Origin of the sequence: Thermoleptolyngbya sp. C42_A2020_037, from assembly GCF_015272455.1 — a bacterium.
In the GTDB taxonomy this organism is placed as follows: Bacteria; Cyanobacteriota; Cyanobacteriia; order Elainellales; family Elainellaceae; genus Thermoleptolyngbya.
Genome location: NZ_JACYLP010000036.1, coordinates 1 through 13866, shown reverse-complemented (window position 1 = coordinate 13866; position 13866 = coordinate 1). Strand labels below are relative to the sequence as shown.

Genomic DNA, 13866 nt, shown 5'->3' with positions numbered 1-13866 from the left:
CAGCCCAATTTTGTGGGATAAGAATATCCGGGAGGTCTGGGAAGGGCGATCGCCCGGCCAGCTTGCCACCTTGACTCCGACTGCTGCTGCCCCCCGATTCGATCCCTGATGGATCGCTAGCTAGCCGCTTAGAGAGCAGCATCTCCGTGAAAATAGGGTCATGCCCCCTTGATCGAACCCCGGACTTCATTGAAGATTAGGTGTAGAAACGGAGTCGCTCATTGATCTTGCGGATTAGATGCGTTAGTAGTTGCTCTGTTCATGCTCTATTTACTCTGGGTTCCGTTAATTTACGTAGGGGAATTCCGCAGTCCCTTGAGGGCGTAACCCATTGGAAACTACGGAGGGCGATCGCCCATCTTTTATGTTTTCTTAAAGACCATGCAGCCATGTTGGACTGGAGTGTACCTGTGACAAACGACTTAGAGTTTTGCGTTCGCACAGCGCTTGAGTTTGGCGAGTTGTCGCCCGCAATGCAGGCTCGAATTGCCGACTTGGTTGCCTCAGGAAGCCTGTCGCAGCGCGATCGTATGTTGCTGTCGTTGCTAGAAGATGCGATTGGCGATGGCTGCATCCGCCAGCTTTCTGCGCCGGTTTCAGTTTGAGTCTCCTGGCTTGCGGTTCCCAATGCCAGACCACTCCCTCAGCGATTCCAGCTCTGTTAAGAGATCCGTTAGGAGATCTATTAAGAATTGTAGCCTTATGATGAAGATGAAAGGCTGCTGTATCGGGACTGAGCCGCCATCGCTGAGGGAGTCTCGTTTTGAAAGTTTTTTCCATGCTTCGCCCGTCCGATCGACGGAATCTGGGGTCTCTATTTGTTTCGGGGCTACTCTTTTGGGCATCGCTGGCATCGCTGCTACCAATCCTGCCGTTGTATGTGCAGTCGTCTGGGGCGACGGGGCAGAGGGTGGGGCTGGTGATGGGCTGTTTTGCGATTGGGCTGTTGGGGTCGCGGCCACAGTTGGCGCGGCTTGCCGATAATCGGGGACGCAAGATCACGCTGCTGTTGGGCATGGCCGTGGTGGCGATCGCCCCGTTAATCTACATTTTTGCTGAGTCGATGGTGCAACTGGCGGCGGTGCGGGCCTTTCACGGGCTGAGCATTGCTGCCTTTGCGCTAGCCTACAGTGCGCTGGTAGTGGATCTATCTCCCCCCCAGCATCGGGGCGAACTCATCGGCTACATGAGCCTGGTAAACCCGATTGGCATGGGGCTGGGCCCGGCCATGGGCGGTTTTTTGCAAGCTGCCTGGGGCTATCAGGCGACTTTTTTGGCATCGGCAGCGCTGGGTCTGCTGGGATTGGCGCTGTTGCTGCCGATTCGGGAGCCGCGCATTGAAAAGCACCCAGCAGCGCAACACCATCGCCGCGAAAATTTCTGGTTGCAGCTTGCTCATCCTGCGGTGCGAACGCCTGCGCTGGTGCTGCTGCTGGTGGGGCTATCGTTTGGGGCGCTGACGACGTTTGTGCCGCTGCTGGTGGCCGAGTCGGGCGTGAGGTTTAACGTGGGGCTGCTGTATACGGCGGCGGCGATCGCCAGCTTCACGATTCGCCTGCCCGTGGGTCGAGCGTCGGACTCCTACGGACGCGGCCCGTTCATCAGCTTTAGTCTGGTGCTATATACCCTTTCGATGGTGGTGCTGTGGCAGGCAGATAGCACCCTGGAGTTTCTGCTGGGCGGTTTTCTAGAAGGGGCGGGCGCGGGCATTCTGATTCCCATGATTGCAGCGCTGATGGCTGATCGCGCCTTGCCCAACGAGCGGGGTCGTATGTTTAGCCTGTGCATGGTGGGGTTTGATGTCGGGATTGCGATGGCGGGGCCGGTGCTGGGGGCAGTGTCCGATCGGGTCGGCTTTCGCGCAATTTTTGGCTGGTCGGCGGTGCTAACGGCGATCGCCCTGCTGCTCTTTTTCACGCTGTCCTCCAAGGACGCGCCCCACTCGCTGCGGTTTGCGCTGGGTCGCGGGGACGATATCTATGCCGTAGATTCCCCAAGTTAACTAGCACACACTCCCTCACGCGCCGAAAAGGTTAGGCTAATGAGGTTTTTGGAGACAGGGTTGCGCCTGCGCTTCCCAAGCGCATAGCCATTGGAACATGACGTGAATCGATGATCCTGCCCCCTTGAGACGGTGGGTTGCAGCTTCGCCATTCACTCATCGCCATTTATAGCGAGGCTTTATGAAGGGATTACAAGGAAAAACGGCCCTGGTGACGGGGGCTTCTTCGGGCATTGGACAGGCGATCGCCATTCGGCTGGCGCAGGAAGGGTGCAACGTTGCAATCAACTATCGCAGCAACCCAGACGCAGCCCAAGACACCCAAACTCAAGCCATGCAGACCGCTTGCAATGGGGTTGAGGCCTGCGGCGTGCGATCGCTCTTGATCCAGGGCGACGTGTCCAAAGAGGATGACATCCGCCAGATCATAGCCACCACAATCGAAAAACTGGGCAGCCTCGACATTCTCATTAACAATGCAGGCATCCAAACCGAGAAACCCGCCCACGAAGTCACCGCAGAAGACTTTGACCGCATCCTGAACGTGAATCTGCGGGGCGCGTTTCTCTGTGCGCGAGAGTCGATCAAGCACTGGCTCGATCGGGGACAATCCGGCGTGATTATCAACATTTCCAGCGTCCATGAAATCATTCCCCGCCCCCTCTACGTCACCTACTCCATCAGCAAAGGCGGCATGGAAAACATGACCAAGACCTTGGCGCTGGAGTATGCGGCTCAGGGCATCCGGGTGAATGCGATCGCCCCTGGCGCCACCGTCACCCCCATCAACAACGCCTGGACAGAAGACGCAGAAAAACGCGCCCAGGTGGAAAGCCACATTCCAATGGGTCGAGCCGGAACCTCGGACGAGATGGCCGCTGCCGTAGCGTTTTTGGCATCCGACGAAGCCGCCTACATCACTGGGCAAACCCTCTTTATCGACGGTGGCTTGACGCTATATGCCGATTTTCGCGAGGCCTGGTCGGCTTAGTGAGCAGCAAAGGCGGAGGAGCTAAGGCGCTGAAAACTCGGTTAATCCGGTAATCAGGTTAATCCGGTAATCAGGTTAATCCGGTAATCAAAGGTTAATCAAAGGCTAACAAAGCGCCTGATCTGCCCAAATCTTCCGCCCATCGCCGCCAATCCAAAATCCAAAATCCAAAATCCCCAATCAGTGCTCCATGAATCCAACTGCAACTGCCGTTCAAAACGTCCTCAACGCCCGCGCCCGGTTGGGAGAGTGTCCGCTTTGGGATTGGGATGCTCAGTTGCTCTACTGGGTGGATATCTACAACCATCGGGTGCATCAGTTTGACCCAGCGACGGGGCGCGATCGCTTCTTTGACGTGGGTGATGTGGTCAGCGCGATCGCCCTGGCCGGGGAGCAGCAAATCTTGATGGCCCTTGGCAATCGGCTGGCGCTGCTGGATACCCAGTCGGGCACGCAGCAAACGCTGTATACCGCCGAGTTTGACTGTCCTGGCACGCGCTTCAACGATGGCAAATGCGATGCCCAAGGGCGCTTCTGGATCGGGTCGATTAGCCCGGAACCGGGACAGGCGGCTCTCTATCGCTACGATCCAGACGGCTCCTGGCAGACGATGGAAACTGGCTTGACGATTTCTAACGGGCTGGGCTGGAACCCGGCGGGAGACACCTTTTATCTGACGGATTCGCCCCAGCGGAAGATCTTTGCCTACCGCTTTGATGCGGCGACGGGAACGATTGGCGATCGCCAGGTGCTGGTGGATTTGGGCGATGAACCCGTAGAACCTGACGGATTGGCGATCGACACTCAGGGCAATCTCTGGTCGGCGCTGTGGGATGGCTGGTGTGTGGTGAAATGTGATGCGACGGGTCGGGAGTTACAGCGCATTCCGCTGCCCGTGCAGCGTCCCACCTGTCCCATTTTTGGCGGGGCAGGGCTGACGGATCTCTATATCACGACGGCTTCGGTGGGGCTGAGCCAGGCGGAAATTCAGGCCGGCTTTTATGCAGGCGACTTGTTCTGCTTGCAGACAGATGTCACAGGGCTACCCGCCCATCGCTTTGGCAGGGCATAAGGCCGGGCCTTGCAGTTCATCTTGACCCACTGCCTCATTCGTAGAGTCGGGCTGGCTTTTCACTGATATGCGCCTCGATCGGTCGCACCTTTTCGATGAATTCAATCAGCGTGGTGTAATCGGGCGGCGCGGCGTTGGGAATATAGCCGACCTGCTGGGCAATGGTGGGCAACACCTCGCTCATGGCTTTTTGGATCACCGCCTGCTGATTGCGGTCGATGGCAGGGCTGATTAGCACAGAGCCGGAGGGAATGCGGCGACTGGCCCGCACAATGCGGAAGGTTGCGGGGCTGAACTGCGGCCGCAGTCGGTCAAACTCGTCTCGGGCTAATGCACCCAGGTCGGCTTCCTGATTTGCCAACCACTCCATCACGGTGGCGGGCGTGGAGGCGATCCGCACTTCCGATGGCGTGGTGCCATACAGTTCATACAGCGGCACGTAGTAGCCCGTTGCAGACCCCGGCTGCCCCAGCGCCACAATTCTTTTATTTACATCGCTGAGGTCTTGAATTGGGCTGTCGTCGCGCACTACTAGGACGGAACTGAGGTTGTTTACCCCCTCCAGCGGAAACAGCGGCAGGTATTGGGCGCGAGAGAGGGCGATCGCCGCCAAACCCGGAGGCGCAAAGGCCAAAGACCAGGCCTGTCGCTGGAGTTGTTCGACGGCTTTTACCTCGTTATAGGCTGGCTCCAGTTCTGCCAGCATTTTGGTCTGGGCCTGCAAATAGTCCAAAAACGGTTGATATTGGTCGATGGACTTTGCCCCTTCGCCATAGGTGACCACGCCCACGGTCAGCTTATCCAGCTTGGTTGCAGTAGAACTGTCCCGGCCATCGCAGGCCGAGAGCAACCCGATCATGCTCTGAGTCAGCAAGGCCCGACCCGACAGGCGCAGGAGGGTGCGGCGAGAGAGGGTGTTCATTAAGGCAATCCGGCGAAAATACAAAATTTTCTGATCCGAAACATATCATTGGAATCAGGCAATATAGCGAGATTCCAGGTTTTTCAAATGTTGCAAAGCCTTAACCTGAGCCGAAAGTTTAACTTGCTGCTGCTGCTGGTGTTTCTGGTGGCGATCGCCCTCAGCGGCCTGGCCTTTTCCCGCATTTTGAACCGGGATGCCGAGCAAGCCGTGGTGGGCAAGGCTAACATCCTGATGCAGACCATGCTTGCTGTTCGAGACTATACCTCCGAGCAAATCAACCCAGAACTGGCTCCCCGACTGGAAACGGAATCCGAATTTTTGCCGCAAACCGTGCCGGGCTATTCTGCCCGCGAAGTGTTTGAGAACCTGCGAAAAAGCCCTGAATATACCGACTTTTTCTACAAAGAAGCCACGCTCAATCCCACCAACCTGCGCGACAAAGCTGACACCTTTGAAGCCTCCATTGTCGAGCAGTTTCGCAGCAATGCCAATCTCAAAGAACTCTCTGGCTATCGCCAGTCGCCTGCGGGACGGCTCTACTACACCGCCAAGCCCATTGCGATTACCAAAGAAAGCTGCCTGCGCTGCCACAGCACCCCAGAAGCCGCGCCTAAGAGTCAGCTCACCACCTACGGCCGCGAAAACGGCTTTGGCTGGCAACTGAATGAAATCGTCGGCGCACAGATGATTTCTGTCCCTGCTAGCGGCGTGATCGACAGCGCCCGCCGCGCCTTTCTGCTGTTTATGGGCATCGTGACAGGCGCGTTTTTGCTGGTGATGTCGCTGCTGAACTGGCTGCTGCGCCGGGCCGTCATTAACCCCATCAAAGGCATGGCGACGGTCGCCAACGAAATCAGCCTGGGCAATATGGATGCCGACTTTCAGCAAAAATCCAATGACGAAATTGGCAAACTCGCGGCGGCGTTTAACCGCATGAAGACGAGCCTCAGTATGGCGATGGAAATGCTGGGACAGCGGGAGTAGGAAAGGTACATCGATTTTGGATTAGGGACTTCCAATCCGGCTCCTTTCTCCCAAAGCGGGAGAAGGGGTTGGGGGATGAGGGCAAACTTGCAGAACTGGGATGCGCCCACGGGCAAGCGCCTAGAAACGCTAGAAAAACGAATCCCCAGCCTCCATAGAAGCCGGGGATCAGCGAAGAAAACCAAACAGGTCAAGCCTATGCTTTTTCAACGCGAGTGCGATCGGGCAGAATCCACATCAGCACGGGCGACAGGGCAGCCGAAGCAAGGCAGACGATGGCAATGATGGCGAGACCAGTGGAAACATCGGTAGGCATTTTTTACTCTCCTATTTTTTCTCTGAATAGTTCTGGAAATCTGTTGATGCGAACAGTTGATACGAACAGGGGGGAAACGCCCGTGAGATCAGCAGAAAGCCGATCAGCAGAAAACTGGTGTGGCGAAAGTAGGCAAGCGCAGATAGCGCGATCGCTCCCCGATGCGAGAACTCAGGCAGTTGTGATAGCAATTCCAAGGAATCACCCTTCGTAACCAGCCTCTATAAAAACCAAGCTCTATGAATTAGGCACAGAGTTGAACACAACGCTAGCTATTCGTGCTGGCCGTTCATACTGGCTATTTGAGCTGGCTGCTTGGGTACACCGTTAGATACAACGTTTCGGCAAGCAATTTCGGGAAACGGAATGGCTATTTCAAACTTACTTTCTGTATTCAATTTTACTAAATCAAATGAATATTGGGGGAAAGCTTAATGTCTTGTATTGATTTCGCTCTCACTAATCCCTAAGAGTTTGCAATGTCAGCACTTGCGGCGGGGTTGCGTCGGGCGGATAGAGGAACGTCACCTGTACGAGACGGCGACCCCCCGGCGGCAGGTCAAGGACGGCCAGGGGAGCGCTGCGATCGCCCCGTCGATGCACCAGATGCACATAGCGCGTGCGGTTTAGCCCGCGGCTGTCGAAAAAGCGCACCCGCACCGTGCCGCGAAAGAAGGTTTGCGTTGGCAATGGCTCAAAAAAGCGCAGCCCGTTTTGGCTGAGGGTGTCTTCTTTGATGGGGGTTTGCAGGGCGATCGCCACCCGCTGCAATTGGTCGGTCGGGTTATGCAGCGGCAGCGCCAGGTCATACTCTACGGCGTAGTTGCCGTGGGCAGCGTAGGCGGTGTCGTCGTAGCGCACGATCAGCGGCGCGGTCTGAATCTGGCCCGTGCCCAGTCGCCCCGCCACCAAGCTACTCAACGGGTACGAAACGCCTGCGCCCGCAGGTGGAATGCTGAGGTGGGGGCCGTTGGGTTCGTCTGTGATTCGCGCGGCCCAGCGAGATCCTCGCGCCACGCCGGCCACTCGACCGTAGATGACTGCGCCCGGTTCGCCCGGTGGAGTGGGGGGGCGATCGCGCGGAACTGCCAAATCCCCTGCTTCCAGCAGGCTTACCCAGTCTTCCAGCGTCGGCGCTTGCTCGTTTCCATCAACATCGCGGCGGGCAAATAGGGCCAAACTCGCAGCATACACCGGGCCATCACTCCGCAGCCGCGCCAGAGTCGATCGCCCATTCAGCGGCGGGTCGAGCGTCGCCACCGGGATCGGCGCATTCAGCAGCAGTTGATAGCCCCCCGGCGGAATCACTAGGCGATCGGGGAAGACCTCGCCACGCCGCCCTCGCAGCACGTCACTCATGGCGCGACTGCCCGGCCCAGCAAACACGCTGCCATCGGGATTTTCTACCCATCCCGGCAGGGTGATAAACGGCGCATCAGGCTGGCTCAGGTAGCTGGCGGCGCTGATCACCTGCACTGTGACAGGCTGCGCTCCCGGATTGTGTAGCACAATGCCCAAATACAGGCTGGTGAGATTATCCGGCGACACCGCCCGAAACACATGATGGGCAAACACATCAAACCGCCCCGCCAGCGGCACGTTTAGATGGGCGGCGGGGTGCTGCTTGTCCGCAGGCGGAAAGGTGGAGAGCAAAATGCCCTCCGAGCCGACCAGTTCCGGGCTATTGCTGTTGAACTGGAGTGTGTCGTCAAGCTGCCCCGGCAGAGGGCGCACCTCTCGTGGCACGACGATTTCTTGGGGCGTGGGGGCAGGCGCTTGGGCGAGAACTTGGGGAGCGAATAGCAGCGGGAAAAATAGCACGGCTTAATCGGAACTAAAGGTGAATCAGACGATGGAGAACCTGGCAAAAGTCTTGCAGGATGGGCTGGCGGTTGGCAGCAGTGAGAACGGGAATGTGGACAAACAGGCAGGGACGCTGGGATATCTGGGCATGTTCCAGCAGGGAGAAATAGAGCGCGTTGCACACAAAGCGTCCGGCATCGTGGCTGAGGTCGGTGTGGGGCAGGTCGGCGGCGAGGCGGGGCAAGTCGAGCGGTGTTTTGAGGACGCAATTGCCCTTTACTGCTTGCACTTCTAGACTCAGGCGATCGCGCGTTTCTGCCATGCCGCAGCAGACGACCAAATCGGGCTGGATTTGCTGGATGTGGGCGATCGCCAGCTGGGGCGCTTGCTCAAAATCAACAGGCAACTTCCGCAGAACGTGCAGCGAGTCCAGAAAGTCCAAATCGCATTGCAACAAGTCCTCCAGCAGCTCATCCGACGAGTTGGAAGGCTGTTCGGGTTTCCAGGTGGTGAATGAGGTGAGCAGAATTTTTCGAGTCACAGAATTCCAGTCATAGAACTGCGGAGGGGCGATCGCCCTATCAGTTTTACATCAGACAGGACGCTTCTGGAAGCCTTGAGCCGAGCGCCAAATGATTAAAAGCTGAGAGATAAATTGCAAAATTTCTCAAGTTCCGTAAACTGTTCTGTAATTTCCGTTTGGTTACGATACTAAACGCCTTTAACCCCCTTGGAGGACAGCATGAGCTTGAATGCAAGCCTGAACCGTAGCCCGAAATTGTCTGTTCTATCGGCGGCTTCTGCCCTGGCGCTTGCCGGAGCGGCTTTGCTGTCTCTGCCTGCGGCTGCCACTCCCTGCGGCTTTGCCAAGTCCAATCCCACGACTACGACGCTGACGGATACCCCTTCTACGCCCGTTGACACCCTCAGCGACTCGCCCAATGTGAACCGGATGAGCTTGCTGGGTGGCGGCATTGTGGCGATCGCCGCCCTCGCAGGAGGAGCCTTTGCCCTCAAGGCCTACCGCGCCCGCAAGCTCCAGCCTGTAGCTGTGCCCGGTGCAACTGCTGAAGCGGATGCCGAAGCAAGCTTCATCGAAGAAAAGCCCTTTGCCATCGTCGTTCCGGCGATCGCCCTAGAGCGCCCCTCTGGCTCTGTCGAAGATCTGGACGCAGAACCAGTGGGCCGCAAGTAGACTCATCAGTAGGTCTGCAAATGGGGGTCTGCAAATAGGGCGATCGCCCCTGGGGTTATTTTCAATTAACCCATCCAGCCACCTATCCGGACGATCCGACGACCATCTAGACTTAGAGACATCTAGATCTAGACATTAATACACACTCGCAGCCTGACTTATTGCCAGGCTGTTTTTTTTGGGCTAAACCTCCTCTCCTACTCTCTCCAACCCTCTAACCCCATTACTGACCGCCACCCAATCTGCCACGCTCAAGTCTTCGGCACGGGCCTGGGAATTCAGCCCCAGCCGCTCCAGCAATGGCCCTAGCTCCTCCTTGTCCACCGCAGATTGCAGCGTGTTGCGGAGCATTTTGCGGCGGGTAGCAAAGCCCAGTCTGACTAGCAGATCCAGGTGCTTGGGATCGGCAGCGGCGGGGACAAACGGGCGCGGGGTCAGGCGCACAACGACGGAATCGACCTTGGGCGGCGGCTGAAAGGCGCTGGCGGGGACGTGACAGATGCGATCGCACTGAGCGAGATACTGCACCCGCACCGACAACGCGCCGTAGGCCTTGCTGCTAGGGCTGGCGCAGAGGCGATCGCCCACTTCCTTTTGCAGCAGCAGCACGATCGAGTCAAACGGGCGCGGATTGGGTGCGGCAATACTGCCCAGCAGTCGCTCCAAAATTGGCCCGGTGATGTTGTAGGGAATATTGGCAACGACCTTGTTGGGCTGCTGAAACTGGGGAAAATTGGCCAGCAGCGTGTCCAGATCCAGCGACAGAAAATCCCCTTGCAGCAGCAGAAAATTGGGCGTTTCCCCCAGTTGCTTGGCCAGCAGCTTGCACAAATCGCGGTCAATTTCTACCGCCACCACCGCTGCGGCCAGGGGCAAGAGGCGGCGCGTCAGGATGCCCGTGCCGGGGCCAATTTCCAAGACGCGATCGCCCTCTGATAGGCTGGCAGCGTCCACAATTTGCTGAAGCGTGCGATCGCTGCGGAGCCAGTGTTGCCCAAATTGTTTTCGTGTGCGAGGAGCCATCGGCAGCCGTCGATATAGTTTTTGCCCAGATTCTTAACCCATCGTCTTGGCTAAGAGTCCAAGCTTCCCACACTGAGGGGCACCATGTCTCCCTGAAGCGTCAGCCCCAATAGCATTTGTTGGCGGGGCTTGATCAAGGTGCCTGTGAGGGCGCAGTGGGTTTCTTGATGGGCGATCGCCGCTACACTAGATTGAATCTCGTCCCGCGACAGGAGGGATGGGGCTTCACCGCTTTTTTGCTGCACGTAGCGCCACAGCACCTCCCGAATTAGCGCCTGATAGCCCTGGCTCCCGGCAATTTCTTTGAGCCGCTCCTTGAGCGATCGCTCTAGCCGGATGCTGGTCACTTCCATTTCAGTAGTCGATGTGCGGTTCAGGGTGTGCATTGTACAGGGCCTCCTTCGTAAAGCCTCCTAAAAGAACTGGCCCTATCGTAATACACCTGTAGTATGTTGCGCCAATCTATCGCCCTGAAAGGTAAGAATGGGGTCAGGGTTAAAGATTTAGAGGCTTCAAGTTGGAGATCATTGCCCTGCAACACGGCATTAAAAAATCGCTGCACAGAGCGGCTGTACAACGATTTGCGGAAGTTAAGCAAACAATCTATCACGGGCTATTACAGAGGCGATTAAAGAAATCAAGGGATCAAAGCTCTTGATCGATAACGCTGCTGTGAATCGGATAGCAACCGGGACTAAGCGAACCCTGGAGAGTTTTTCGGGAGTTTCTCCTTAATTTTTTGTGTCCCAGTCGTCCGCTACCGTGCCGTCGGAGTCAAACACCCAGGGCAAATCCTCAGGACTGACCTGGGTCAGTTACGGTTGCAACCTGGTTATTGGAAGTCATCGTCTCAATCCGGTTGCCGCGAGTGGTCAAGGTCACGGCCGAGCCATTCCGCAGCCCTAAACGAGCCTGATCCTGAACCGAAAGGGATAGCAGACGAATCGAGCCATCGGCCAGACGGACTCGGATGCGATCGAGCCGGGGGGTTAGCTCGACGATCGTGGCCGCCACTTGTTCTAGGGGCTGCACCGAAACCATCCGCATCATGGTGACAATGCGATCGCCGCTCATCGTCAACATCACCTCTGCACCGGGGGCCAGTCCCAACTGACCTTGCTTCTGAGCCGCCAGCGAGAACATGCGGATGCTGCCGTCTGCCAGTCTTAGCCGCACCGTGTCTTCGCGGGGGTCAGCATCTACAACGGTGGCGGTGGTGCTAGTTTCTGGGGAAGAAGAAATCAGGCGAGTCATGGTGATGATGCGGTTACCGCTCATCGTTAGCATCACGTCGGCACCCCGCTCTAGTCCAAGTTGACGCTGCTCCTGGGCAGACAGAGAAAACATACGGATGCTGCCATCCGAAAGTCTCAGACGGACTGTGTCTTCACGAGTGTCGGCATCGATCACGGTTCCAGTCGTGCTGGTCAGGGCTTGGGCAACCAGGATCGAGGACGAGGAGGAGGCGAGTCCGGCCTCAGGCAGGGCGATCGCACTTGGGGCGATGGTCAATCCAGCGACGAGCGCCAGGGCAGCGCCCATCCATACATTTCGACTTTCCAGCTTTTTGTGTTCCAGCGTATTCATCTCAAGTCATCTCCAAAATCAACATCACAACGCAGCTCGGCTGAAGCAAAGTACCTGCATGAGTGAACAAAAGCCATCAGCGTTACGTTCTGGCTTGCGTTCCTGTCAAGGATCTTTAGGCATTCAGCCTGCTATTCATGATGGATGGAGTGGATGACAGTCAAATGATGGCCGGTTAAAAGCGCCATAAGAGAAAGATAAGAGAACGCTGAGAGCCTGATTGAACCATCTATTCAACATCAGAGCATGAGGCCGATAATGAGGCTACCCATTGAACAGCGCCAGATTTCAGCAATGCTCTGCAATGCTCTGCGATTCTCAAAAATCTCTAGTTTGGGCTGTTGGGGGTCTTCTTTCAGCCCGATAGCACCTTCGACTGGCAACGCAGGAAGCATAGAGGATTAACACTAGCCTCGGTCGGCGATCGCCGAAGTCGGTTCATCCGCTGCTTTTGGAAAATGGCGATCGATGATCTGCGGCACGTCTTCTGGACGGATTCGGCTATAGCGCGTTTTGTTGATGATGACGTTTGGCCCGGCTTTGCACTGTTTCATGCAGCCTGTGCCTTTGAGCTTTACTTGGTCATCCAGTTGGCGATCGCCCAGGGCTTGCTGAATCGCTTCGGTAACAGCCCAGCCGCCACGCTTGCAGCAGTCCGACTTTTGGCAAAACAGAATCGTGCTACCAGTGCTGGGTGCAGGAGCCGCTGGCTGCGCCGGAGAAACGGTTGGGATGGACTGCTCTAAGCCACGGCTTGCTCGCTCAGGGACTGCCAAGTCAGCACTGGGCGACGCAACCCGAATATGGTCTGCCTTAAACTTGACCATCCCCTCGCCATAGTCCAACTGCTGATAGCCGCTGACCTGGAGCCACTCACCTGGCACTAGCACCCGCTGACAGCTTGCCCGCGCCTCTTTCGACAGCTTAATGTACAGTTCTCCAACTGCTGTAGACAGGCGCAATCCCTTAATCTTGTAGCCGTCTTTTACCACCAGTCCTAGAAATCGACCTTCGATCTGAAACGGTGTTTTTTCGCTTTTGTGGCCCATAAGTGAATTACCCCTTGACGCGCCAGCAGCGGTCTAATAGTTCAACTAAATCTTTGCGAGAGGCAGTGATTTGGTAAATTACGCTCCTCACCTGGAGGGCGGCCAGGGGCGTAGAAACGTCGGCCCGAAGCATCCCATCTGGAAAACAGTATGCCGGAATATCGAGATCTCGGAGGCGGTGGTAGACTTGCCAGCGATCGCCCCGAGATATAGCGATCGCTGGCAGTCTTGAAGCGTCGGAATCGGCTGTGGCTTCGGTAGTGAGCGGGAAGGTCGGGTTCATCAATCCAGCGTCAGCAGGTCAGTGAAGATTTGCAGAAGGAAGGGCAACGAGTACTTAAAGTACGTCTAAAGAGCGCTCTGTGAGCTTTATCAGCAGCACGCCGTAACCAGCGCTCCATCATCAATAGCCAGCACTCTATTGACAATAAAAGTCAATAGCTCCTATTTCCAGGATAGACGCTCACTGGATCTTTTTGCAAACTATTTTCATTAGCAAACCGTCAAACTTGCTGCCTAAACAAGTCCAAAAGCCTCTTCAAACGGTCGTTTCAGCGATTTTCTAGATTAAAACTTACTTCCAAGATTGATCTAAATCCTGAGTGAGTGTGCGATAGAAATGCTTCACTCCTCTTCAAAGGGGAGGCGCTCTGGCGCGGCAGGCGCGACCAAATCCAGCAGGGGCGATCGCTCTACTGGCGCTAGATCGACAGGCTCCAGCGGCGCAGTTGGCTCCGAAAGTGGCGCAGGCTGGGCAGTAGGGCTAACCAACTCTGGTCGCGAGCTGGGACGGGTGCTGGGCGGCTCCGCAGGTTTGGATTTAGCAGGCTTAGAGCTAGCAGGTTTGGATTGAACAGACTCCTGCAACCTGCTTGACTGACAAAACGGTGGCAGGCTGAGATGAAAGCCAGGAGGGAAG

14 protein-coding genes and 1 pseudogene are annotated in these 13866 nt (G+C 56.6%); 6 read left to right on the top strand and 9 right to left on the bottom strand.

All coding sequences use genetic code 11. The annotated features are described in order from the left end of the window. Positions 1-410 precede the first annotated feature (410 nt). The 4 genes from IGS16_RS12100 (at position 411) to IGS16_RS12085 (ending at position 4065) form a co-directional block, all read left to right on the top strand. Positions 411-605: a hypothetical protein gene (locus IGS16_RS12100; RefSeq protein WP_297085751.1), complete on the top strand. Its 195-nt coding sequence runs from the start codon at positions 411-413 to the stop codon at positions 603-605. Between the two features lie 173 nt (positions 606-778). Then, complete coding sequence (locus IGS16_RS12095; protein WP_297085749.1) at positions 779-2002, top strand: MFS transporter; 1224 nt, start codon at positions 779-781, stop codon at positions 2000-2002. A 181-nt stretch (positions 2003-2183) separates the two neighbouring features. Continuing rightward, positions 2184-2993, top strand: a complete 810-nt coding sequence (locus tag IGS16_RS12090) for a glucose 1-dehydrogenase (protein WP_297085748.1) — start codon at positions 2184-2186, stop codon at positions 2991-2993. Between the two features lie 190 nt (positions 2994-3183). Then, positions 3184-4065, top strand: coding sequence for an SMP-30/gluconolactonase/LRE family protein (locus tag IGS16_RS12085; RefSeq protein WP_297085747.1), 882 nt, complete (start codon positions 3184-3186; stop codon positions 4063-4065). Positions 4066-4099: 34 nt separating this feature from the next. Here IGS16_RS12085 and IGS16_RS12080 read toward each other — a convergent pair whose 3' ends face one another. Beyond that, on the bottom strand, positions 4100-4987 hold the full coding sequence (locus tag IGS16_RS12080; RefSeq protein WP_297085745.1) for a PhnD/SsuA/transferrin family substrate-binding protein: 888 nt from the start codon (positions 4985-4987) through the stop codon (positions 4100-4102). Positions 4988-5074: 87 nt separating this feature from the next. Here IGS16_RS12080 and IGS16_RS12075 point away from each other — a divergent pair, with 87 nt between their 5' ends. Continuing rightward, the gene (locus IGS16_RS12075) at positions 5075-5974 is read left to right on the top strand and encodes a DUF3365 domain-containing protein (protein WP_297085743.1); all 900 of its coding nucleotides are present in this window, start codon (positions 5075-5077) and stop codon (positions 5972-5974) included. A gap of 775 nt (positions 5975-6749) precedes the next feature. Here the strand turns inward: IGS16_RS12075 and IGS16_RS12070 are convergent. Then, on the bottom strand, positions 6750-8111 hold the full coding sequence (locus IGS16_RS12070) for a DUF3370 domain-containing protein (protein WP_297085742.1): 1362 nt from the start codon (positions 8109-8111) through the stop codon (positions 6750-6752). Positions 8112-8124: 13 nt separating this feature from the next. Next, positions 8125-8634 (bottom strand): peptidase C15, encoded by a 510-nt coding sequence (locus IGS16_RS12065; RefSeq protein ID WP_297085740.1) that lies wholly within the window; start codon positions 8632-8634, stop codon positions 8125-8127. 201 nt (positions 8635-8835) lie between these two features. Here IGS16_RS12065 and IGS16_RS12060 point away from each other — a divergent pair, with 201 nt between their 5' ends. Then, positions 8836-9288 carry a hypothetical protein gene (locus IGS16_RS12060; protein ID WP_297085738.1) on the top strand — a complete coding sequence of 151 codons (453 nt, stop codon included), beginning with the start codon at positions 8836-8838 and terminating at the stop codon, positions 9286-9288. A gap of 183 nt (positions 9289-9471) precedes the next feature. On the opposite strand, the gene rsmA is transcribed toward IGS16_RS12060, so the two are convergent. From rsmA to IGS16_RS12030, 6 genes and pseudogenes are all read right to left on the bottom strand, one after another. Further along, on the bottom strand, positions 9472-10311 hold the full coding sequence (gene rsmA / locus IGS16_RS12055) for a 16S rRNA (adenine(1518)-N(6)/adenine(1519)-N(6))-dimethyltransferase RsmA (RefSeq protein WP_297085736.1): 840 nt from the start codon (positions 10309-10311) through the stop codon (positions 9472-9474). Between the two features lie 50 nt (positions 10312-10361). Further along, positions 10362-10697: a hypothetical protein gene (locus IGS16_RS12050; RefSeq protein WP_297085735.1), complete on the bottom strand. Its 336-nt coding sequence runs from the start codon at positions 10695-10697 to the stop codon at positions 10362-10364. A gap of 409 nt (positions 10698-11106) precedes the next feature. Further along, positions 11107-11898: a hypothetical protein gene (locus IGS16_RS12045; RefSeq protein WP_297085733.1), complete on the bottom strand. Its 792-nt coding sequence runs from the start codon at positions 11896-11898 to the stop codon at positions 11107-11109. 407 nt (positions 11899-12305) lie between these two features. Beyond that, a complete protein-coding gene (locus tag IGS16_RS12040) occupies positions 12306-12947 on the bottom strand; it encodes a (2Fe-2S) ferredoxin domain-containing protein (protein ID WP_297085731.1) in 642 nt (213 codons plus the stop codon). Between the two features lie 7 nt (positions 12948-12954). Then, the gene (locus IGS16_RS12035; RefSeq protein ID WP_297085730.1) at positions 12955-13230 is read right to left on the bottom strand and encodes an Asr1405/Asl0597 family protein; all 276 of its coding nucleotides are present in this window, start codon (positions 13228-13230) and stop codon (positions 12955-12957) included. A 341-nt stretch (positions 13231-13571) separates the two neighbouring features. Continuing rightward, positions 13572-13866, bottom strand: a pseudogene (locus tag IGS16_RS12030) (hypothetical protein); the annotation flags it as partial.